The sequence below is a fragment of the Mesorhizobium ciceri biovar biserrulae genome, assembly GCF_001618845.1.
GTDB lineage: Bacteria > Pseudomonadota > Alphaproteobacteria > Rhizobiales > Rhizobiaceae > Mesorhizobium > Mesorhizobium ciceri.
Genome location: NZ_CP015064.1, coordinates 5,457,385 through 5,478,785, shown reverse-complemented (window position 1 = coordinate 5,478,785; position 21,401 = coordinate 5,457,385). Strand labels below are relative to the sequence as shown.

Sequence of the window (21,401 nt, the reverse complement as noted above, 5' to 3'; positions counted from 1 at the left end):
TCAGGCAGGCCAGGTCTGCGCAACCATGGCCAGCGTCTCGGCTCGGTTCGGCGCGCCAAGTCTGCCGCCGAAGCGCAGGCATTTGAGCGCCGCGGCCGCACTGGCAAACCGCAAAGCCTGCTCGACCGGCATGGCTTCCGCCAGCCCGACGGCGAAGGCGCCGTGAAAGACATCGCCGGCGGCGAGCGTGTCGACCGCCTTGATTTTCGGCGCCGCGACATGGCGCACGCAGCCAGCGCGACGGTCGTGCCACCAACTGCCCGCCGCGCCGCCTGTCACTGCGACAAAAGCGTCGCTGCGGCTGGCGAGATCGGCGCAAGCCGTTTCCGGATCGAGCGCCTGGCCGCAGACGATGCGCGCTGCCGGCTCCGAAGCGATGATGTGCGTAGCGAGCGGCAACAACTGCTCAAGGACCTCCAGCGGCGCGGTGTCGGCATCGAGGATCGCCGGACGGCCGATGGCGCGCGCCGCCTTCAGGGCGAGTGCCGCCGCACCCGGCCAGCGGACATCGACCAGAACGGCATCGAATGCCATGAGGTCGGCGACCGGCAGGACGTCGGGATCGGCCTGGGCAAGCCTGTCATAGAACGGCACGATGATGCGCTCGCCATGCGCGTCGACCAGGATCGAGGCCAGCGCCGAGCGGGCACCTCTGACGCGCCGCACGAAGGTGCAATCGACGCCTTCGGCCTCTATGCCGGCGATGAGCTGGTCGGCGACGGCATCGTCGCCGGCACTCGCCCACAGCGATACCTCGGCGCCCAGGCGATGGGCGGCGCAGGCGGCGCTGGTGGCCATGCCCGAGGCGATCTGGACGCCGTCGGAGGCCATGAACTTGCCCTGATGCATGGGCAGCGTCTCGACGTGCAGGATGGTGTCCAGCGTCAAAGCGCCAACGCTCAGCAGCTTCACGGGTTTTGCCATGGCTGAGCTATTCGACCGGCTTGATCTTGCCCAGCGGAATGAAGCCGAGCGAGGCCTTGCCCCTGACCACCTTCAGCGGCATGGACGGTTCGTTGCCGAGCACCGCCAGGGCAGAAAAACCCTGCTCGATCTGGCTTTTCTGCTCGGGTATGGCGGTGCCGAGGATGGCCGCCACCGCCTTCGGGTCCTTCAACCTGATCATCAGGTCGGCGTTGACCAGGCCCTCGGCATCGACCGAGAGCGGTCCCGAAACGGTGATGCGCGCCGTCCCCGACGACAGGTCAAGGTTGCGGATTTCGATCGCCTGGCCACGAAGGCTCTTCACCCGCGTGCCGATCAGTGCGACGCCGTTCTTCAATGTCACGTCGCCGCTGGCATCGAGCGCCGGAAGCACGCGCCCTCCAATTGCGTCGGGGTCGACCTCGAGATCGCCGAAACTGCCGAGATAGTCGATATCCTCGCCGTTGGGCTGCAACTGACCTGATGCCTTGCCGGCACTGAACAGTTGCACCGGATCGGTATCGTCGGCCGGATCGGTCTGGCCGGAAAGGCCCTCTGCCTCCAGCGAAATCCGCCGCGGCAGCGGCCACCACAATTTGAAATTGGCCTGCAGATTGTCCCAGTCGATCCACAGCGGCACCATGTCCGGCACGGAGGTCCTGAGCGGGCCGCGCAGATTGGCAACCGGCGACAGAGGCTGGATGATCTGGGCGGCTGCGTTGAAACTGCCGGCCGAGGCCGCAATGTTCTTGGCATCGTCCTCATAGGCGAGGTTGTCGCAGGAGACGGTAAAGCTCAAGGGATAGCCGCTGACCTGGAGATTGGCGCAGCCGGCCTGGACGCCATTCTTGTTGAGCGTGGCAACCGCCTTGTCGGCCTCGCTCCTGACGCGGTCAGCCAGATAGAACCAGCCGCCGCTGTAGAGGGCGAACAGCACGACGATGAATGCTGCAAGCCAGATCAGGCGGCGACGTTTGTTCGGCTGGCGTTCGTCACTTGACGTCATGCTTTGGCTCTCGTTAACGCATGGGTATTGCGGACGGGTAGTCGATTCCGCCAGGTGGACAGACGAATAGTTAGACGGGACGGGCGGAAAAAACACCGGTCCGGGTGCGGTGTTGGCATCTTTTGCAATCAGGCGCGGCGATATGGGCGATTTTTGGGTGTTTGGCTATGGCTCGCTGATCTGGCGGCCGGGATTCGCGCATGTCGAAACACAGCGTGCCCGCCTGCATGGCTACCGGCGCTCGCTGTGCGTCTATTCCTTCGTGCATCGCGGCACGCGCGAGCGGCCGGGGCTGGTGCTCGGCCTCGATCGTGGCGGGTCCTGCGTCGGCCTCGCATTCCGCGTCCCCGGCGACTTGCGCGACGAGGTTATGGCCTATCTGCGCGAGCGCGAGCTGGTCACCAATGTCTATCTGGAGCGTCTGCTCAAGGTTCGCCTCGACGGCGGCGGTACGGTCGACGCGGTGGTTTACATTGTCGACCGCCAGCACGAGCAATATGCCGGAGCGCTCGACGCTGCAGATGCGGCGGCCGTGGTGCGCGGTGCGGTCGGCCAGTCCGGCAACAACGAGGACTATGTGCTGAGCACGCTGGAGCATCTCGAGGCGCTGGGCATTCGCGATCATTGGCTGGAAGAGGTGGCGCTGCAGGTCGCGCCTTTGTGAAGCTGGCTCTGCGGAAAAAGGCCGCCAGGCCTTTGACCTCGTTCAGGCAAGACCTAGGTTAGGCTCCAACCCTCAGCCCGCGGGCGCCAGTTGCCCGCCCAATCATCCCGGAGATCCGCCTTGCAGAAACGTCGTCTCGGTCGCACCGACTTGTCCATCGCGCCGCTGGTTCTGGGCGGCAACGTCTTCGGCTGGACTGCCGACGAGAAAACCTCGTTCGACCTGCTCGACCGCTTCGTCGGCGCCGGCCTCAACGCCATCGATACGGCGGACGCCTATTCGCGCTGGGTTCCAGGCCACAAGGGCGGTGAATCGGAAACCATCATCGGTAAATGGATGAAAGACCGTGGCAATCGCGACAAGGTCGTGGTGATCACCAAGGTCGGTTCGGATATGGGACAGGGGCACAAGGACCTGTCCGCCGCCTACATCGAAAAGGCCGTCGACGCATCGTTGAAGCGGCTGCAGACCGAATTCATCGATCTCTATCTGTCGCATTGGCCGGATCCTGCGACGCCCTATGAGGAAACGCTTGGCGCCTACGAGAAGCTGCTCGCCAAGGGCAAGATTCGCTATGCCGGGTGCTCTAACCTCGACGCCGGCCAGTTGCGTGCGGCACTCGATGTGGCGAGCCTGCGCAGTCTGCCGCGCTACGAGGTGCTGCAGCCGGAATACAATCTTTACGATCGCTCATCCTTTGACGGGCCGTTGCGCGATCTGTGCGTGGCCGAGGACATCGGCGTCATCACCTATTTCAGCCTGGCCAAAGGTTTCCTCAGCGGCAAATACCGCAGCGAGGCCGATCTCGGCCAAAGCCCGCGTGGCGGCGGCGTGAAGGACTATCTCAATGCGCGCGGCATGCGCATCCTTGCGGCACTCGACGCGGTGTCATCAAGGCATTCGGCCAAGCAGGCGGAAGTCGCGCTTGCCTGGGTGATCGCTCGGCCGGGCGTCACCGCGCCGATCGCCAGCGCCACCAAGCCCGAGCAGATGGACAGCCTGATCAAGGCGGCGTCGCTGAAGCTGAGCGCCGCCGACATGGCCGAACTCGACAAAGCGAGCGACTGAAGTTTCGGCGGCCGCTCCTCGCACGAACGTCCAAGACGACCCTCTTGTCTTGCCATAGCCTCCTTCGCACGGGGCAAGACAGAGGGTGAGATGACTGAGCCGCTTCTTTTGCAGCCGGATCTTTGGCGCCAGTTGTGCGCGCTCGTGCTTGCCTCAGCCGTCGTCATGGGCAGCCCGGGGCCGGCAACGATAAGCGTCACCGCCGTTGGTGCCGCCTTCGGTTTGCGCCATTCCCTGGGCTATGCCTGGGGAATCATCCTGGGCACGATCGCCGTGCTTTTGGTTGTCGCGACCGGGGTCATGGCAGTGCTCACCTCGATGCCGAAGCTGGCGCCGTTGCTGGCTTTGGCCTCCGCGGCCTACATCCTCTATCTCGCCTTCAAGATCGCTACGGCGCCGCCGCTGGCCGCCCGCGCCGCCGAGACTTCGCGTCCCACATGGCTGGCTGGATTTCTTCTCGCGGTCGCCAATCCAAAGGCCTATGTGGCGATCGCCGCCGTGTTCGCCGGTGCTTCGTCCAAACAGGGCGCCACTGAGCCTGGTCTATGGCTGAAGCTGGCGGTTCTCGCCCCGATGATCGTTGCCATCCACGCTCTGTGGCTTGTCGCGGGGGCTGGGTTCGCGCGCTTCCTGCGCCGGCCGGCGGCCTCGCGGATCATCAACCTGGTCTTTGCCGCGACGCTGGCGTTGACCACCGCGCTGGCGGTGTTCGGCTGAGAACTGCCGGCCGGAGACTTCCGGTTCAGACTTTGGTTCTTGCGGCGTTGTCCAGCTCTTGCAGCCTTTTCACCGCTGTCGGCGGCAAGGCAGGCGGGTTCGGGCCGCGCGCCGCATCCATCAGGAACTGGTCGCAGGCAGCTTCGGTCTCGCCGATCAGCCGGGCCATGAATTCGTCCTTGCTCAGTCCCGGTGGGATCGGCGGCAGGAAACGCGCCTTGATGGTGCCGGGATAGCGCAGGAATTTGCGGCGCGGCCAATAGAGGCCGGCGACATGGGCAACCGGCACCACCGGAACACCAAGCTGCGTGTAGATTTCGACGATGCCGTATTTGTAGGCCGGTTCGTCGCCCGGCGCGCGTCTTGTCCCTTCGGGGTAGATGATGAGCTGGCGGGGATTGCGCGCCATCTCTTCCTTGGTCGCGGCGACCACGGCCTTCAGTGCTTTCGAACGGCTGCCGCGATGAACCGGGATCATGCGCATCTTCATGATGTACCAGCCGAAGAACGGGATCCAGGTCAGCTCGCGCTTGAGGATGTAGAGCGGGTCCTGAAGGAAGGGGAAGAAGGCGATCGCGTCCCAGAACGACTGGTGCTTTGGTGCCAGGATGAAGGAGCCTTCGGGCAGGTTTTCCCGGCCGGTGATCTCGTTCTTCGTTCCGGCGATCTTCTCGTAAAGCCACATCGAGGTGCGCGACCAGAATTTCGGCACGAACCAGGCGCGGTGCCGGGGCGACAGGAAATAGTAGGGGGTCCAGAGGATCATCTGGACGATCAGGTTGACGTAGAAGACGAAATTGAACGTCAGCGATCTGATGTAGAGCATTGGGGGAGCCCGGTGAGGAGGTGAGCGTTGGTTACACCAAGCGCGGGAAAAAAGGAAATGGCCGCAGGGCGCTTTGGGTGGCGACGAAGAACGGCCACCGATGGGTTGGCCTGGTTCCGCTACATCAGCCGCGCCAGCCGCGCCTTCAGGCGCGGAGCGGCAAAATCGAGGAAGGCGCGCAGCTTGACCGGCAGCAGGCCATGGCCCGCATGCACCAGGCTTACCGGCCATGGCGCCGGCTCGAATTCCTGCAGCAGGACGCGCAGCGCGCCGGACCGCAGCGCGGCTTCGATCTGGTAGGAAAGCACACGCGTCAGCCCGACGCCGGCAATCGCGGCATCGATGGCCGCTTCGGCGGTGTTGACCTGAAGCCGTGAGCGGACCCGAACCGGGATTTCGGCCTTGCCCTTGATGAAGCTCCAACTGGCGGCGGAGGCGAGCCCCTCGAAGGTGATGCAATCGTGTGTTTCCAGATCCTCCGGGGTCGTTGGCGTGCCGTGTTCGGCCAGATAGGCCGGGCTGGCGCAGACGACGCGGCGGATCGCGCCGACGCCGATGGCGACTAGGCTCGAATCGGGCAATCGGCCGATGCGGATGGCGAGATCGAAATGGTCCTCGACCAACTGGGTTATGCGATCGGCCAATGTCAGGCGGATGTCCACGTCGGGATAGGCGGCGAGAAAGCCGGTGACGACCGGCAGCACGTGCAGGCGGCCAAAGACGACCGGCGCGGTGATGGCCAGTTCGCCGGTCGGAACACTGTATTCGCCGGCGGCCGTGCGTTCGGCCTCGCCGACGTCGTCCAGGATGCGGCGGCAGGCGGCAAGATAGGCCTGGCCGGCATCGGTCGGTGTCAGCCGTCGCGTCGAACGATTCAGGAGGCGTGTGTTCAGATGGCGCTCGAGATCGGAAATCTTGCGGCTGACCGTCGCCAGCGGAATGCCAAAACGGCGGCTGGCCGCGGAAAGGCTGCCGGCGTCCACCGCGGCGACAAAGAGCGACATGGCCTCGAGACGATCCATAGCTTCTTCCGAAAAATGGAAGGACAAGTTACGAATATGCCACCTGCCTTTGAATGATGGAAGGCTTATATTCCAGTCCGTCGGCCCTGCCTGCAGCATGGCCTCGCACAGGAGTTGCCATGTCCGAAGCCCGCCCGCCGCTGCCGCCGTTTACCGCCGAGACCGCAGCGCAGAAGGCGCGCATGGCCGAGGATGCCTGGAATTCACGCGATCCAGCGCGGGTCGCGCTCGCCTATACAAAGGACAGCCGCTGGCGCAACCGCGCCGAATTCATGCAAGGCCGCGACGCCATCCAGGCCTTCCTGACGCGCAAATGGAGCCGTGAGCTCGACTACCGGCTGATCAAGGAGGTCTGGGCCTTCCACGGCAACCGCATCGCCGTGCGTTTCGCCTACGAATGGCGCGACGACAGCGGTTCATGGTTCCGCAGCTACGGCAACGAGAACTGGGAATTCGACGAACACGGGCTGATGCGTCTGCGCATCGCCAGCATCAACGACCTGCCGATCGGCGAGGCCGATCGTAAGTATCACTGGCCGCTCGGCCGGCGGCCGGACGACCACCCGACACTGTCGGAGCTCGGACTTTAGCATCTTGCCGCAAGGAAGCTTTCCATGAACGCGCATGCTGTCACCTGCGACGTCGCCTTCACGCCGACCGTCAAGGCGATCCAGGCCCGCAAGGGCTCACGTCAGTCCTACGCCCGCGTCGAGGAGCGTGGCGGCTGGCAGGCCGGCATCACCCCGGATCTTGCCGCCTTCATCGAAATGCAGACCAGCGTCTTCCTGTCGACCGCCAACCGCGAGGGGCAGCCCTATGTCCAGCATCGCGGCGGGCCGGCCGGCTTCCTCAAGGTGCTGGATGAACATACGATCGGCTTCGCGGATTTTTCCGGCAACCGGCAGTTCATCACGCAGGGCAATCTGGCCGACAATCCAAGGGCGTTCCTGTTCCTGATCGACTATATGCACCGCCAGCGCATCAAGCTCTGGGGCACCGCGCGCGTCGTCGAGAACGATGCCGAACTGATGGCGAAGCTGATGCCGCAAGACTACAGAGCGCGCCCCGAGCAGGTCGTCCTGTTCACGGTCTCGGCCTGGGATGCCAATTGCCCGCAGCATATCCCGCAACGGTTCGAGGCAGCCGACGTCGCGGCGGCACTCGGCGAGCGGGACAAGCGCATCGAACGCCTTGAGCAGGAGATCGCACGGCTCAGGGGAAATTCGGGCGCGGCCGCAGGGGAATAATCAGCCGCCGGCCGCGGTTTCGGCCAGCGCGATGCCGTTGGGCGTCGGCTTGACAGGCACGATGCCGCGCGCCAGCGCAAGCAGATATTTGTTGTATTCGGTGAACAGCACGCGCAATGCCCGCGGCTTCGTCAGCCAGCCGCCATTGTCGAGGTTGGAATTGACCACCGGATAGGGCTCGAGCTTGGCGCCATGCAGCAGCCTGCCCATTTCCAGCAGGCTGCGCGGCATATGATAATTGTTGGTGACGAGGATCACCGTGCCATAGGCGTGGCTCTCGACCCATTTGGCGCTTTCCTCGGCATTGCCGATCGTGTCGAGCGCGGCGCGGTCGATGTCGACGCAACAGGAGAACAGATTCTTGTCGCCGCCGGTTGCCGCCTGCAGCTGGCGACGGCTGGCCGAAGGATGCACGCCGCTGATCAGCAGCCGTTCGCCCTTGCCGGACGCCAGCAGATCCATCGCGGCATCGAGGCGGGACTGGCCGCCGGTCAAGACGATGATCGCGTCTGCCCTGGCCGGATTGGCGGGCGTCGTCAGGTGACTGACCTTGTTGGCGAACCAACCGAAACCGCCGGCAAACAAAGTTGCGAGGATGAGGACGGAGAGGGCGGACAGGCGCAACGTGGCTCTTAGACGGCTCACAGCGCAGCGGTCATGCGAACGTGCAACCACCACTGGCATCTGCCCAGCCGTACCGGTCGAATCCCGCGCGTCCATCGCCATATGGTTAATCCTGAAATGCGGCCTTGGGTAGGTAAAAGACGCACTTTGCGTTACGCGAATTCTCTATTCGTGATCACCCTGTTTTATCCATGTCGTTGTCCCAAAACCGGTTCCCACTTTTGGGCGACATGAATTAGCCTGCATCCGGTTGGCGGACATCGATGTCGCTGAGATAGGCAACGACGGTGGCGTGCGAGGTTGCCGCCGTCAGTCCGCCGATCACCAGCACCATCAAGACGACACCGAGATAGCCTGCCGAACCGATGGCGAAATTGCCGAACAGGGCGGTCGCCTGGTCGGCCTGCGGCGTCGCCATATTGCGCGACGACCACCAGGAAAAGACGATGAACACGAGCACTGCCGCAGCACCGCCGGCCGCCGCTCCCTTCATGCCGGTGACCAGGAAATGCCGGCGGAATTCGCGCGCGATAAAGCGTGCCTCGGCGCCGACGAAATGCAGCACCTCGATGATGTGACCGTTGCCGGCCATGGCGCCGCGCGTCGCGAACACCACCGTCAGCACCGTCGCCGACAGCATCAGCGCCAGCACGGCGATGCCGATGGTCACCGTGGTGCGGGCCATCGCCACCAGCCGGTCGACCCAGGTGCGGTGATCGTCGAGCGATGCGCTCGGCAGTTTCGGGGTGATCGCGGCGCGTATGGCGGCGAAATCGGGCGGGCTGTTCTCGTCGATGGTGACGATGATCAGTCGCGGCACCGGCAATTCGTCGATGTTGAGGCCCGAGCCCAGCCAGGGCTCAAGGAGCCGCGCGGTCGCCTCGCGGTCGATGATCCGGGTCGCCTTGACGCCGGGGAATTCGCCGGCGATCTGCGAGGCCTGGGTAAGGGCCGTTTCCATGTCGAGGCCGTCGACCGGCTTGATCTGGATCGTTGCCTCGCGTGAAATCTGGTTTTCCCAGACGGACGCTGTGTCGCGCACCAGCGTCACCGCGCCGAAAGTCAGGCAGGACAGGAAGGTCATGATGGCGATGACCAGCACCAGCGCCCGGCCGGCGATGTTCTGCGCCGGCACGATCGGCGCCATCCTGCGCTGGGCGCGCGGCTTTGCTTCGGTCGCCTCGGCGTCCTGCTCCCTTTCCACAAAATGTTCGGCGGACAGTTCAGTCATAGATATCCAGCCTTCCCCCGGCCAGGATCATGCGGCGCGCGTCGACCTGCTCCATCAAGCCGAGGTCGTGGGTGGCGATCACCACGGCGGTGCCGAGACGGTTGAGTTCGATGAACAGCCGCAGCAGGCGTCGCGCCAGTGGCGGATCGACATTGCCGGTCGGTTCGTCGGCGAGCAGGATTTCCGGCTGCTCGATCAGCGCCCGCGCGATCGCGGCGCGCTGCTTCTCGCCACCGGACAGAACCGGCGGCAGCACATGCATGCGTTCGCCCAGCCCGACCCACTTCAACAGCTCGGTGACATCGGTGCGGTAGCTCGCCTCCTCGCGCCCGCGCACGCGCAGCGGCAGCGCGACGTTCTCATAGGTGGTCATGTGGTCGAGCAGGCGAAAATCCTGGAACACCACGCCGATCCGGCGTCTGAGATGCGGCAGCTCGGTGCGGGAAATGCGGGAGCGATCCTTGCCGAAGATGGTGATCAGCCCGCGCGTCGGCTTCAGCGACATGAACAGCAGGCGCAGCAAGGTCGTCTTGCCGGCGCCCGAAGGCCCGCTGAGGAATTGGAAGGAGCGCTCCGGAATGTGCAGGGAGATGTCGCGGAGGATTTCCGGACCCATGCCATAGCGGAGGCCGACATTTTCGAAGCGAATCAATTTCGACGACCTGAAATTCGGCACGGCAGCGAGCCGGCCTGTTCTGGGTAAAGACCATCGGCCGGCATGGTTAACCGGCGGTTAATTCCTAGGCTCTTTCGACTCGTCACGAGGGCTCCGGTGGGGAAGCGTTAACCATTTGTGTTTACGCAAAAGAAACGAAAAGCGAACACGTGCTGCAATGCTGGGGCCATGATGGCTGACGATCGAACCGCGCGCCCGGTTTCCGGCGAAATCATGACCGATCCGGCGGCAATTGCCGCGGCGGACCGGTTCATGCGCGGTTCGGCCGCCGACATCGTCGATGCCGATTACGTGGTGATGCCGCGCCTTGCACCTGCCGTGGAAAGCGTTTCGCCGCTGCCGCGTGCGATCGTCATGCCATCTATCGAAGGCATGGACATGCTGCGCAAGCCCGAAGCCCCGCCGGAGCGGCCGCCAGCCTCGCGCGGCGGGCCGATCTTCTGGATCGCCGGCATCGGCGCTGCCTTGGCCGCCTTCTGGGTTTCGGGCGGGCACGCGCTGGTGCGCCAGGTGCCGTTCCTGTCCAGCGCGCAAGCGTCGGCGCTCAGCATTTCGGGCGTCACGTCACGCGTCGATGCTTCCGGACCGAACCCTGCGCTGTTCGTCGATGGCGAGGCCGCCAATGACGGCGCCAAACCGGCGCAGCTGCCGCCGCTTGAAATCCGGGTGACCGGCAATGACGGGCACATCACCCGCTATACGTTGGGGACATCCGGCCGTTCGCTGGCCTCTGGCGAAAGATTCGGCTTTGCCAGCCGGCTCGACGTGCCTAGAAACGGTGTAAGAACTGTATCGGTCACCTTCGCCGAATAGCGTGTGCTGATATTCAGGTGAGACTGGCCGCAAACGGCGGTTTCCTGCGCTTCCGGTGCTCACGTACTTCAGTACGCTCCGCTCCGGTTCTCGGAAACCACCGTTTTCGACTCAGCCTGACCTGAATCTCAACACATGCTGGGCGTGAACGCGTTTAGGCAAGAAAATCAGCGGGGCGAAAGATGCCAATTGTACGCGGCAAGGACATCGAAGTCCTGTTTTCTGCATCGGCGATCGCGCGGCGCAATCTCGAACTCGCCAAGGAGATTGCCGGACACGACTACCATGACCTCCTGGTGATCTCGGTGCTGAAGGGGTCGTTCATCTTCGCCGCAGATCTCATCCGCGCCATGCACGATGTCGGCCTGTCGCCGGAGGTCGAATTCATCTTCATCTCCAGCTATGGCGCCGGCACCAGCAGCGGTGAGGTGAGGGTGCTGCGCGACATCGACAATGAGGTCGCTGGCCGCGACGTGCTGCTGATCGACGACATTCTCGAATCGGGCAAGACGCTGAGCTTCACCCGGGAGCTGATGCTGTCGCGGGGCGCCAAGAGCTGTTCGATCGCCGTGCTGCTCGACAAGCGCATGCGCCGCCAGACCGAACTCAATGCCGATTATGTCGGCTTCGACTGCCCCGACTATTTCGTCGTCGGCTACGGCATGGATGTAGCCCATGCCTTTCGCGAGTTGCCCTTTGTCGGTGTCGTCAAAGGGGATGCCTGAGCGGCAGCAAAAAGGTTTGCTGATCCTCAGCGCTTTCAGGAAAAGTCAACTTTTGGCGGCCAAATATGCCGGCCATGGCAAAGCTTCTGATCGTCGAGGACGATGAGTCCGTCCGCACCCTGGCCGCCCGCGCGCTTGAACGCGCCGGGCACACAATCGATATCGCGGCGGATGGCGCGCAGGGGCTTGCGCTGATCCAGGCCGCGCGTGGCGGCTATGATCTCGTCGTCTCCGATATCCGCATGCCGGAGATGGACGGCATCGAGATGGCGATAGCGGCGGCAGCATTGTTTCCCGCCATCAAGATCGTGCTGATGACCGGCTATGCCGACCAGCGCGAGCGCGCCGAGGAATTGAACGGCATCATCCTCGATGTCGTGCAGAAGCCCTTCACGCTGGCTGAAATCCGCTCGCGTGTCGAACGGGCGCTGATCTGCTTCGCCTGATCAGGCTGGGTCGGCGGCAGCGAGCACAGGTGGAGTACTCTTGCGCCGTTCGGTGCTGAGCGCCAGCAGGCCGGCGCCGATGATCAAGGCGGCACCGATCACGGTCGTCGACCGCGGCACCTCGGCGAAGAACAGGAAACCCCACAGCGGCGACCACAGGATGCCGGTATATTCGAAGGTGGCAACGCGGTTGGCCGGCGCCATCCGGTAAGCCTGCGACAGCAGGATCATGCCGGCGGAGGCGACGAAGCCGCAGGCGGCCATCTTTAGAAAATCCGGCAGCGTCGGCCAAAGCCATGGCCGTACCAGGAATTCGAGGCTGGGGTGGACGGCGTGGGTTATGCCGGCAAGGTGAAACGCGCCGGCAACCACGGCGGCGCCAACCAGATAGGCGCCGTTCTGATAGAAGGCCATCACGGTGGACGATTCGGTGTCGCCGATCTTGCGGGCCATCAGCTGCGAAAAACCATAGAGCGCCGCCGAGCCCAGCGACAGCAGCGCTGCCCAGTCGAACAGCCCTGCGCCGGGGCGCAGCATCACGAGGACGCCGAACAAGCCGATCAGCACGGTTGCCAGTGTCTGCCAGGAGACGCGCTCGCCAAGGTAGGGCCCGGCCAGCACCATGATGAACAGCGGCGCCATGAAATAAAGCGCCACCGCATCGGCAAGCGGCAAGGCGGCGATGGCCAGGTAGTACATCGTATAGGAGGTGAACTGGATGAAGGCGCGCACCGTCAGCATGCCGGATCGCTTCGACAGGATCGCCCGCAAGCCGACATCGGCATGCACCAGAACGATCAGGATCGGCAGAGCGACGATCGAGCGGATCGCCATCACCTCGGTCACTGGATAACCGCTCGACACGGCTTTGACGAGCGGATCCTGCAGCGAAAAGACCAGCACGCCGAGGCACAGGCTCAGGATGCCGCCCACCATCCGATTTTGCATCTGCATCCAGGCTCCTGCGCGTACGATCCGAAGCTGCCGCCTGCGGGGTAAAAAGAACCCGCCACCGTTTCGGGCAGCGGGCACGAGTGAGGACTCTTGATTGGTCCGCGGCTGATTTCGCAGCCGCATATCCAATGGGTGAGGCGACTATCATCCGCCGTTTGACATGTTGCAAACGAATTGGAATGATGCCAGCAATCAAATTCTCTTATGGCGGATTTCATGCGGCCGACCCTCGACAGCGACCTCCTGCGCACCTTCGTGGCGATTGCCGAGACCGGCAATTTCACCAAGGCGGCGGAGCAGGCCGGCCGCACCCAATCCGCGGTGTCGATGCAGATGAAGAAGCTCGAAGATCTGATCGGCGCCAGCCTGTTCGAGCGCGGTTCGCGCGGCGTCGCGTTGACGCGGCGCGGCGGCGAACTCATCGTCAACGCCCGCCGCATCGTCTCGCTGCTCGACGAGACGTCGGCATCGATGGCAGCAGCGCCGCTTGGCGGGCCGGTGCGCATCGGCATTCCGGAGGAATATGGCCACGCCATCCTGTCGCGCGCGCTCGGCGCTTTCTCGAAGCGTCATACGCAGGTCGAGGTCACCGTGCGCTATGCCCATTCCGGGGCACAGATGGCGGCGCTCGCTGCCGGCGAGCTGGATCTGTGCGTGGTGTTCGAATGGCAGGATCCCGCCGGCGGCGAAGTGCTGATGCACGACCCGACCGTGTGGGTGACATCGTCCCTGCATCACATGCATGAGGAACAGCCGGTGCCGATCGCGCTCTACAACCGGGCCGGCTGGTGCAAGGACTTCGCCATCAAATCGTTGGAGCAGCGCGATCTTGCCTATCGTGTCGCCTATACCAGCGACACCACCGGCGGCCTCAAGCTCGCCGTCACCTCCGGACTGGCGATCGCGCCGATCTCGCGCAGCAACATTCCGGACGGCTGTCGTGAACTGACCACGGCGGACGGATTCGGCGCCATCGATTCCTCGAACGTGGTGATGCACCGCAACCCGAACGCGTCAGGCGAGGCGATCGACGGCATGCAGGATGCGATCCGCGAAGCCTTCGTCAACAGGCTCAGTCAGCCGGCGGCATCCTCGTAGAAATGCAGCCTGTTGCCGAACGGATCGGCGACCGATACCTCGCGGGTCTTCCAAGGCGTCTCTTCCACGCCTGGCCTGGCGAAGCGGTAGTTTTTGCCGGTTAGCTCGCCATGAAGAGCCGTGATGTCCTCGACCTCGATGCGCACGGCGATGCCGGGTGCACCGTCGCCATGATGTTCGCTGAGATGCAGGACGCAGCCGTCGCGGCCGATCGCCATGTAGAGCGGCGCGTCGTCGGCGAAGCGATGTTCCCACTGCACCTTGAAGTCGAGGAAGCCGACATAGAATTCACGCGCCTTGGCAATGTCGAAGATGCGCAGGATGGGTGTGACGGCGCCAAGTCTGGGCATGGTGGTGCAACCGTGCGAGAGGGTTTTCAGGTGGGATGGACGGGGGCGGCAATCCCCTTGTTTTTTCGCAATTCCGGACGGAAAACCGCTTCACACATTTCCTGGAATTGCTCTATTTCAGCTCGAGCAGCCGTTCCAGATAGCTGCGTTCGATGTCAGGGCTGAGCGCATTGCCGAGCCGCTTGCGGATCGCTTCCAGAATCTGGCGGGCGCGCTGCACGTCGATCTCGTCGGGCACCTTCACCGAATCGCCGAAATCGGGACCCTGGCTGGCGCGCGGCCGGCCGAGCGGATCGCGATCGGCGTTCTGCTGGCGGCCGCCTTCCTCGCCGCCACCCTGGTCGCCCTGCATGGCCTGCATCTGCTTCATCATGTCCTTGGCGCCCTTGCGCAGCGCTTCCAGCGCCCGGCCCTGATGGCCGACGGCCGCATCGCCTTCGCCCTCGCCGAGTGCCTGTTCGGCATTGCCCATGGACTTGCCGGCCTCGCCAAATCCTTCATTGGGCTCCATACCCATGCCTTCGAGGCCCTTCTTCAGCTGTTCGAGGTCGCTCTGCAACTGGCCCTGGCCCTGCTGCAGCTGTTTCAGCGCATCGGCGAATTCCTGGGGCGTCATCGGCTTTTGCCGGGCGAGCGGATCGCGGTCTTCGCCGACGCCGGGTCTGTCCTCATCCTGGCCGCCTTCGCCGAGCTGCTCGTCACGGTTCTGCCCGCGCTGGCGCTCGCCGCGCTGCATCTGATCCATGCGGAAGGTGTCGTTCATCATCTCCTGCTGACGGCGCAGGATCTCGCCCAGCTTGTCCATCTGCTGGCGCATCTCGCTGTCCTGCTGGCCGCCTTGCTGCTGCCGGCCGGCCTGCAGATTGTTCATCATGTCCTGCAGTTGCGACAGCAATTGCTGGGCCTTGTCGCGATCACCGGACTTCGCCAGGTTCTCGATCTGGTCCATCATGCGATCGATGTCGCTCTGGCGCAGTTCCTGGCCATTCTGCTGCATCTGCGGGGCGTTGGGATTTTGCTTGGCGCGCTCCGCGAATTCCTGCAGGAACTGGTTCATCGCCTCGCGCAGTTCCTTCATCGCCTTTTCGATTTCAGCGTCGCTGGCGCCATTCTTGATGGCGTCCTGCAGCGCCTGTTGCGCCTGGCGCAGCCGCTTTTCGGCGGCCGAAAGATTGCCTTCCTCGATGCCGAGCGCGATTTCCCAGAGATAGGAGACCTCGCTGCGCAATTGATCGTCGCTGTCGGCCATCTTCAGCCGGGTGCGGGCGCTCATGATGGCCAGGTAGTGGGACATGTTGTCGAAGGTGTCTTCCGGCCGCAGCGTGATGGCGTCCATCAGGTCGAGCACGCGCGGCTTGGCGTTGGCGTCGAGCGCCAGCAGGCGGCGCTGTTCGATCACGGCGCGTGCCAGCGGATTGGCGAAAGGCCGCTCCGGCATCAGCAGCGTCTTGGTTTCGCTCGATGCGGTGTGCCCGGCATCGTCGGTGGCGACCAGCGTCAGCTTGATGCTGCTGCCGGCCCAGACATGCTCGGTCAGGTCCTTCGAGGTCCGGGCGGCGTTCGACTTGCCGCCGCGGCGCGGCAGCGTCAGCGGCATTTCAGGTGCACCGTACAGTGGACGCGCATTCGGCGCCTGCGGATCGGCAAGCGCGAACACCGCCTTGGCGGTGGCGGCGCCATAGTCGTCGTCGATCTGGTAGTTGAGCTCGAAGGCGCCGTTGGCGGCGCGCTTGGGCTCGCCGACGAAGCGGATCTGCGGCGGCTTGTCCGGTACGACCGCGAAGGCCCAGCGGCCGAGCTGGTCCTCGCCCGACGTCAGCGTCAGCGTGCCGTCGCCGGTCAGCTTGCTGGTGAACTGGCGCACCTTGGACGGCGTCGCCGGGCTTGCCGGCTTGGCGGCGGCCTGCGGCGCAGCCGGGTCGATGGCGCGGGAATTGCCATTCTTGTCGGCGTAGCCGAGCGTTTCCTCGCCTGAGCCGCCCGTCACGCGCAGCGAAACGTCACTGCCTTCGGGAACCGTAAAGGTCGGGATGGCCTGGTTGGCGTCGGCCGTCAGGAAGATCGGCGGCTTGCCGGTGTAGGACGGCGGCGTCACCCAGGCGTCGATGCGCGGCGGCACGATATCGCGCGCGCCATGGGCATTGAACCCGTCGCTGATCCTGCCGCCCGTCGGCCCGAAGGAGAAGGCGAAGGCGGTAACGAGCAAAAGGGCCGCTACCGCGCGCAGGGCCCAAGGGTCGCGCTCCGGCACGCGCGTGCGCGGCAGGTCGGCGCCGAGGTTGTCGAGCTTTCCGGCCATGCGCTTCTGGTGTTCGCGCCATAGCGCCTGCGAGAAGCTGCTTTCCCGGCCGCTTGGCCGGTCGGTCTGCACCAGCACCGGGCTGTGCAACAGTTGATTGGCTGCCTCGATGCGGCGGTCGATTTCGCCGGCGCCCGGCAGGCGGAAGAAACGCAGGGGATAAAGCGCGGCCAGTGCTGCTATGGCAAAGGCAGCGACCAGGCCGATGCGCGCCATATCCGGCAGCCGGGAGAATAGCCCGAGCCAGGAGATGCTGAGGAACAGGCTGGCAACGATGACGAGGGGAAGCAGCAACGGCCAGCCGCGCTCGACCACCATCGAGACCCGCGTGGCCAGCCTGCTCAAAGCCAGCCGCCCGGCGAGGCCGCGATCGCTGCTGAAGGTGGGTCGTTGCGTCATCGGCCCTTCCTTGAGCCTATGGCATCCCGAAACCGGGATGCGGCCCTATCCCTTTGAGCATGATCTGTTCCGAAAGGGATTCCATGTTTCGGGATCATGCTGTGGAGCGGGCAGATAGCCCGACGCCTCACGACTCAAAGAATACCAGCAAACACGGCAAAGGCGAGGCGGTTCGAAAAAACGTGAAGTGGACCGTTATAGTTCCATCCTGCATCGCTTTAGAAGGCAGCAGGCCCTTTAGAAGGTAGCGGGGTCCGCATTCGCCCCGCAGACCAGCACGGCGAGCCGTTCGCCCTGCGCCGGCGCATAGCGGCCCGACAGGATCGCGGCAAAGGCGGCCGCACCTCCCGGCTCGGAGATGATGCGGGTTCGGTTCCACAGCGCCTTCTGCGCGGCGACGATGTCGTCGTCGCCGACCAGGATCGAGCGTTCGACATAGGCCTCGGCGATCGGGAACATCATTTCGCCGACGCGCTTTGGCGCCAGCGAATCGGCGGCGATGCCCTCGGCCGGCGCATCGACGGGGTGTCCGGCCTCGAAGGCGCGATGCAGCGTCGGCGCTCCTTCCGGCTCGACGGCGATGATGCGGATGCGGCCCGCGAACCAGGCAGCGATGCCGCCGATCAGGCCGCCGCCGCCGACAGCGACCAGCAGCGTGTCGATCCGAGGCAAATCGGCCTCGATTTCGAGCCCAAGCGTGCCCTGGCCGACCAACGTTTCCTCCTGGTTGAAGGCGTGAATCTGCAAGGCGCCGGTCTCCTCGGCGAACCGTTCGCTGGCGGCCAGCGCTTCGGCATAGCGGGCGCCGCCGACGATCAGCTCGGCGCCATAGGAGCGGATCCGTTCCAGCTTGGCCGCCGGGCTCACTTCGGGAACGAAGATGGTCGCCTTGTGGCCAAGCCGCATGGCGGCATAGGCGACGGCCGCGCCATGGTTGCCGCCCGATGCTGCGACGACACCGGCCTTTGGGACCGCACGCTCCAGCAGGTTGGTGAAGGCGCCGCGCGCCTTGAACGAGCCGGAATGCTGCAGGCATTCGAGCTTCAGGTCGACGGCCAGCGGCTGCCGATCGAAGTCGGCCATGTCGACGCGCAGCACCGGCGTGTGCCTGATATAGGGGCGGATGCGCGGTTCCATCGCGGCAATGCGCTCGCGTGTGACGGTGATGCCGTTCGTCATGATTGCTCCCTGTGACGGGTCGGTGTGTTTCCGGCGCTTCTATGCAAGCCAGTCGGGCACGGAATCCAGCCCGATCAGGTCGTCATAGGTCAGGCGTGGGCGCACGACGTGGAACCGGTCGCCGTCGACCAGCACTTCCGGAACCAGCAAGCGGGTGTTGTAGGTACCGGCCTGCACCGCGCCATAGGCGCCCGCGGTGGAGACGGCAATCAGGTCGCCGGCCTTCAGCCTGGGCAGATCGCGGTCCAGGCCGATATAATCGCCGGTCTCGCAGACCGGGCCGACGACGTCGACCATCATGCGCGGCGTGTCCGCCGGCGGCTGCACGACCGGACGGATATCGTGGAAGGCATCGTAGAGCGTCGGCCGGATGAGATCGTTCATGGCGGCGTCGACGACGAGGAAGTTCTTGGCGTCGCCTTCCTTTACGAAGATCACTTCCGAGACGAGGATACCGGCATTGCCTACGATCAGCCGGCCCGGCTCGAACATCACCTTCAGCCCGAGCTTGGTGACATGCTTCCTGACGATCTGGGCATAGGCATCGGGCAGCGGCGGCGGGTTGTTGTCGACGCGATAGGGGATGCCGAGGCCGCCGCCGAGGTCGATATGCTCGATGGCATGGCCGTCCGCCCGCAGCGCGCCGACCAGATCGACAAGCAGGGCGAAGGCGTCGTCGAAGGGCTGCAGCTCCGTGATCTGGCTGCCGATATGGGTGTCGATGCCGGTGATCCTGATGCCGGGAAGCGTTGCCGCGCGGGCATAGACCTGCCGCGCCCGCTGCCACGGGATGCCGAATTTGTTCTCGGCCTTGCCGGTGGAGATCTTCTTGTGGGTCCTGGCGTCGACATCGGGATTGATGCGCAGCGAGATCGGCGCCACCTTGCCAAGGGCAACGGCTCGCGCCGACAACAGCTCAAGTTCAGGCTCGGACTCGACGTTGAAGCAGAGAATGCCGGCGGCAAGGGCAAAGTCCATTTCGCGCGCAGTCTTGCCGACGCCCGAAAACAGGATCTTGCCGGCCGGAATGCCGGCGGCCAGCGCCCGGCGCAATTCACCTTCCGAAACCACGTCGGCGCCGGCGCCGAGCTTCGCCAGCGTCCGCAGGACGGCCTGGTTGGAATTGGCCTTCATGGCGTAGCAGACCAGCGTGTCGAGCCCGGCAAAGGACTGGGCAAACACCCGGTAGTGCCTGGTCAGGGTGGCCGTCGAGTAGCAGTAGAATGGCGTGCCGACCTGTGCGGCGATATCTGGTATCGCCACGTCCTCGGCATGGAGCACGCCGTCGCGGTAGTCGAAATGGTTCACGGGAGTGATTCCGGAAGTTGCGGCAAGATGAGATCGGGTTGGAAGGCCCCGCTCTCGTCGGCCTAGATCAGCGGGTCGAGGATGAACTTCTTGTCCTTGACCGGTTTTTCTGGCTCCGGCGGCACGGGCTGATGGGCCTTCGAGGCATCCTTGCGCGCCTGCACGGCCGCCTCATAGGGCGTGTCGAGACCGCCCCTCCTGCCGCAGGCCGAGACGGCCGCGATCGCCACCAGCAGCGTCAGCGTCACCAAAATCCTGCTTCCGGTCATCGATCCATCCGTCCGAAACGTTTGTCAGCCGCCGCTTTTAGCCGAGTTCTCGGCGCATTGCACCCCGAGATATTGCTCGTCGCAATATCTGGCGCAACGTCCGGATATTGCTGGTCGCATGTCCGGGATATTGCTGGCGCAACATCCGGCATTACGCTTTCGCCAGTCGCTTTTTCCAGGCGCGGATCTGCTTCCTCACTTCCGACGGCGCGGTGCCGCCGAAACTGGTGCGGCTCTTGACCGAGTTCTGCACCGCCAGCACTGAGAATATGTCGGCCGTGATGCCGGGATCGATCGACTGCAAATCCTCCAGCGAAAGCTTCTCCAGCCCCACCTTCTTGTCTTCGGCCAGCGCCACCGCCCGGCCGGTGACATGATGCGCCTCTCGGAACGGCAGGCCGAGCGTGCGCACCAGCCAGTCAGCAAGGTCGGTTGCTGTCGCGTGGCCGGAGCCGGCGGCCTTCTTCATCGCGGCTGCGTTGACCGTCATGTCCGAGACCATGCCGGTCATCGCCGCCAGCATCAGGTCGAGCGTCTCGGCGGCGTCGAATACCGATTCCTTATCTTCCTGCATGTCCTTGCCATAGGTCAAAGGCATGCCCTTCATCACCGTCAGCAGGCCGACCAGATGGCCGGTGACGCGGCCGGTCTTGCCGCGCACCAGTTCGGCGGCATCGGGATTCTTCTTCTGCGGCATGATCGACGAGCCGGTGGAAAACGAGTCCGACAGCCTGACGAAGCCGAATTGCGGCGTCGACCAGATGATGATCTCTTCGGCCAGCCGCGACAGATGCGTGGCGCAGATCGCGGCCATGGCAAGGAACTCGAGCGCGAAATCGCGATCCGAGACGCTGTCGAGCGAATTGCGCATCGGCTCGCGGAAGCCGAGCCCCTTGGCGGTCCGGTGGCGGTCGATCGGGAAGCTGGTGCCGGCAAGTGCGGCGGCACCGAGCGGGCTTTCGTCCATGCGTTCGATCGCATCGCGGACACGCGACAGGTCGCGCGAAAACATCTCGACATAGGCCATGCAGTGATGGCCGAAGGTCACCGGCTGGGCCGCCTGCATATGGGTGAAGCCCGGCATCACGGTCGCCGCATGCTCCTCGGCCCGCTCCAGCAACGCCCTGATCAGCCCCTTCAACGCCTCGGCGACGCGAAAGCACTCGTCCTTGACCCAGAGCCGCAAATCGACCGCGACCTGATCGTTGCGCGAGCGGGCGGTGTGCAGGCGGCCGGCCGCCGGGCCGATCAGATCGGCAAGGCGCGCCTCGATGTTCATGTGGATGTCTTCGAGCCGCGTCGAGAACTCGAAGCTGCCGGCCTCGATCTCTCTCAGGATCGTGTTCAGCCCGTCAGCGATTTTTTCTTGATCGGCCGCCGAAATAATGCCCGTTTGCGCCAGCATCTCGCTATGGGCGATCGAGCCTTTGATGTCCTGCGCATAGAGTTTGCGGTCGAAGGAGATAGACGCGTTGATCGCTTCCATGATGGCGGCCGGACCCGAGGCAAAACGTCCGCCCCACATCTGGTTGCTGGTTTTCTTATCGCTCATGGCT

At 64.4% G+C, this 21,401-nt stretch carries 23 protein-coding genes; 9 read left to right on the top strand and 14 right to left on the bottom strand.

Annotation, left to right across the window (positions count from 1 at the left end; genetic code table 11):
• Both A4R29_RS25815 and A4R29_RS25810 read right to left on the bottom strand, forming a co-directional pair.
• The gene (locus A4R29_RS25815) at positions 1 to 924 is read right to left on the bottom strand and encodes a sugar kinase (RefSeq protein ID WP_063173158.1); all 924 of its coding nucleotides are present in this window, start codon (positions 922 to 924) and stop codon (positions 1 to 3) included.
• Positions 925 to 931: 7 nt separating this feature from the next.
• Positions 932 to 1,930: a DUF2125 domain-containing protein gene (locus tag A4R29_RS25810; RefSeq protein WP_063173157.1), complete on the bottom strand. Its 999-nt coding sequence runs from the start codon at positions 1,928 to 1,930 to the stop codon at positions 932 to 934.
• Positions 1,931 to 2,072: 142 nt separating this feature from the next.
• Here A4R29_RS25810 and A4R29_RS25805 point away from each other — a divergent pair, with 142 nt between their 5' ends.
• The 3 genes from A4R29_RS25805 to A4R29_RS25795 all read left to right on the top strand — a co-directional run bounded on the left by A4R29_RS25805 (position 2,073) and on the right by A4R29_RS25795 (position 4,379).
• The gene (locus A4R29_RS25805; RefSeq protein WP_013529391.1) at positions 2,073 to 2,594 is read left to right on the top strand and encodes a gamma-glutamylcyclotransferase; all 522 of its coding nucleotides are present in this window, start codon (positions 2,073 to 2,075) and stop codon (positions 2,592 to 2,594) included.
• Positions 2,595 to 2,714: 120 nt separating this feature from the next.
• Positions 2,715 to 3,662, top strand: a complete 948-nt coding sequence (locus A4R29_RS25800) for an aldo/keto reductase (protein WP_013529392.1) — start codon at positions 2,715 to 2,717, stop codon at positions 3,660 to 3,662.
• Positions 3,663 to 3,752: 90 nt separating this feature from the next.
• Entirely contained in the window at positions 3,753 to 4,379 is a 627-nt protein-coding gene (locus A4R29_RS25795; RefSeq protein WP_063173156.1) for a LysE family translocator, read from the top strand.
• Positions 4,380 to 4,404: 25 nt separating this feature from the next.
• Here the strand turns inward: A4R29_RS25795 and A4R29_RS25790 are convergent, their stop codons facing one another.
• Together A4R29_RS25790 and A4R29_RS25785 are read right to left on the bottom strand one after the other, a co-directional pair.
• Positions 4,405 to 5,205 (bottom strand): lysophospholipid acyltransferase family protein, encoded by an 801-nt coding sequence (locus A4R29_RS25790; RefSeq protein WP_013529394.1) that lies wholly within the window; start codon positions 5,203 to 5,205, stop codon positions 4,405 to 4,407.
• Positions 5,206 to 5,324: 119 nt separating this feature from the next.
• The gene (locus tag A4R29_RS25785) at positions 5,325 to 6,227 is read right to left on the bottom strand and encodes a LysR family transcriptional regulator (RefSeq protein WP_063169094.1); all 903 of its coding nucleotides are present in this window, start codon (positions 6,225 to 6,227) and stop codon (positions 5,325 to 5,327) included.
• Positions 6,228 to 6,346: 119 nt separating this feature from the next.
• Here A4R29_RS25785 and A4R29_RS25780 point away from each other — a divergent pair, with 119 nt between their 5' ends.
• Both A4R29_RS25780 and A4R29_RS25775 read left to right on the top strand, forming a co-directional pair.
• Entirely contained in the window at positions 6,347 to 6,817 is a 471-nt protein-coding gene (locus tag A4R29_RS25780; RefSeq protein ID WP_063173155.1) for a nuclear transport factor 2 family protein, read from the top strand.
• A gap of 24 nt (positions 6,818 to 6,841) precedes the next feature.
• Entirely contained in the window at positions 6,842 to 7,474 is a 633-nt protein-coding gene (locus tag A4R29_RS25775; RefSeq protein WP_063173154.1) for a pyridoxamine 5'-phosphate oxidase family protein, read from the top strand.
• Here A4R29_RS25775 and A4R29_RS25770 read toward each other — a convergent pair whose 3' ends face one another.
• From A4R29_RS25770 to ftsE, 3 genes are all read right to left on the bottom strand, one after another.
• Positions 7,475 to 8,200: a YdcF family protein gene (locus A4R29_RS25770; RefSeq protein ID WP_063173153.1), complete on the bottom strand. Its 726-nt coding sequence runs from the start codon at positions 8,198 to 8,200 to the stop codon at positions 7,475 to 7,477. It lies immediately after the preceding gene.
• A 133-nt stretch (positions 8,201 to 8,333) separates the two neighbouring features.
• Positions 8,334 to 9,329 carry a cell division protein FtsX gene (locus A4R29_RS25765; protein WP_063173152.1) on the bottom strand — a complete coding sequence of 332 codons (996 nt, stop codon included), beginning with the start codon at positions 9,327 to 9,329 and terminating at the stop codon, positions 8,334 to 8,336.
• Positions 9,322 to 9,981 (bottom strand): cell division ATP-binding protein FtsE, encoded by a 660-nt coding sequence (gene ftsE, locus A4R29_RS25760; RefSeq protein WP_010911739.1) that lies wholly within the window; start codon positions 9,979 to 9,981, stop codon positions 9,322 to 9,324. The genes A4R29_RS25765 and ftsE overlap by 8 nt, the downstream gene beginning before the upstream one ends.
• Positions 9,982 to 10,173: 192 nt before the next feature.
• Here ftsE and A4R29_RS25755 point away from each other — a divergent pair, with 192 nt between their 5' ends.
• The 3 genes from A4R29_RS25755 to A4R29_RS25745 all read left to right on the top strand — a co-directional run bounded on the left by A4R29_RS25755 (position 10,174) and on the right by A4R29_RS25745 (position 11,989).
• Complete coding sequence (locus tag A4R29_RS25755) at positions 10,174 to 10,818, top strand: hypothetical protein (protein WP_063173151.1); 645 nt, start codon at positions 10,174 to 10,176, stop codon at positions 10,816 to 10,818.
• Positions 10,819 to 11,000: 182 nt separating this feature from the next.
• Complete coding sequence (gene hpt / locus A4R29_RS25750; protein WP_013529401.1) at positions 11,001 to 11,543, top strand: hypoxanthine phosphoribosyltransferase; 543 nt, start codon at positions 11,001 to 11,003, stop codon at positions 11,541 to 11,543.
• Between the two features lie 74 nt (positions 11,544 to 11,617).
• Entirely contained in the window at positions 11,618 to 11,989 is a 372-nt protein-coding gene (locus tag A4R29_RS25745) for a response regulator (protein WP_024503765.1), read from the top strand.
• Here A4R29_RS25745 and A4R29_RS25740 read toward each other — a convergent pair whose 3' ends face one another.
• Positions 11,990 to 12,937, bottom strand: a complete 948-nt coding sequence (locus tag A4R29_RS25740; RefSeq protein WP_063173806.1) for a DMT family transporter — start codon at positions 12,935 to 12,937, stop codon at positions 11,990 to 11,992.
• A gap of 222 nt (positions 12,938 to 13,159) precedes the next feature.
• On the opposite strand from A4R29_RS25740, the gene A4R29_RS25735 reads away from it, so the two are divergent.
• On the top strand, positions 13,160 to 14,041 hold the full coding sequence (locus A4R29_RS25735; protein ID WP_024503767.1) for a LysR family transcriptional regulator: 882 nt from the start codon (positions 13,160 to 13,162) through the stop codon (positions 14,039 to 14,041).
• On the opposite strand, the gene A4R29_RS25730 is transcribed toward A4R29_RS25735, so the two are convergent.
• The 6 genes from A4R29_RS25730 to argH form a co-directional block, all read right to left on the bottom strand.
• Complete coding sequence (locus A4R29_RS25730) at positions 14,020 to 14,391, bottom strand: glyoxalase superfamily protein (RefSeq protein ID WP_027162902.1); 372 nt, start codon at positions 14,389 to 14,391, stop codon at positions 14,020 to 14,022. The two genes, A4R29_RS25735 and A4R29_RS25730, sit on opposite strands and share 22 nt — an antisense overlap.
• Before the next feature lie 112 nt (positions 14,392 to 14,503).
• Positions 14,504 to 17,089, bottom strand: a complete 2,586-nt coding sequence (locus A4R29_RS25725) for a TIGR02302 family protein (protein WP_027162901.1) — start codon at positions 17,087 to 17,089, stop codon at positions 14,504 to 14,506.
• Positions 17,090 to 17,326: 237 nt separating this feature from the next.
• Positions 17,327 to 18,268: a threonine/serine dehydratase gene (locus tag A4R29_RS25720; RefSeq protein ID WP_027162900.1), complete on the bottom strand. Its 942-nt coding sequence runs from the start codon at positions 18,266 to 18,268 to the stop codon at positions 17,327 to 17,329.
• A 39-nt stretch (positions 18,269 to 18,307) separates the two neighbouring features.
• Positions 18,308 to 19,576 carry a diaminopimelate decarboxylase gene (gene lysA, locus A4R29_RS25715; RefSeq protein ID WP_013529408.1) on the bottom strand — a complete coding sequence of 423 codons (1,269 nt, stop codon included), beginning with the start codon at positions 19,574 to 19,576 and terminating at the stop codon, positions 18,308 to 18,310.
• A gap of 62 nt (positions 19,577 to 19,638) precedes the next feature.
• A complete protein-coding gene (locus A4R29_RS25710; protein ID WP_013529409.1) occupies positions 19,639 to 19,845 on the bottom strand; it encodes a lipoprotein in 207 nt (68 codons plus the stop codon).
• A 151-nt stretch (positions 19,846 to 19,996) separates the two neighbouring features.
• Positions 19,997 to 21,397, bottom strand: a complete 1,401-nt coding sequence (gene argH, locus A4R29_RS25705) for an argininosuccinate lyase (RefSeq protein ID WP_013529410.1) — start codon at positions 21,395 to 21,397, stop codon at positions 19,997 to 19,999.
• Positions 21,398 to 21,401 lie beyond the last annotated feature (4 nt).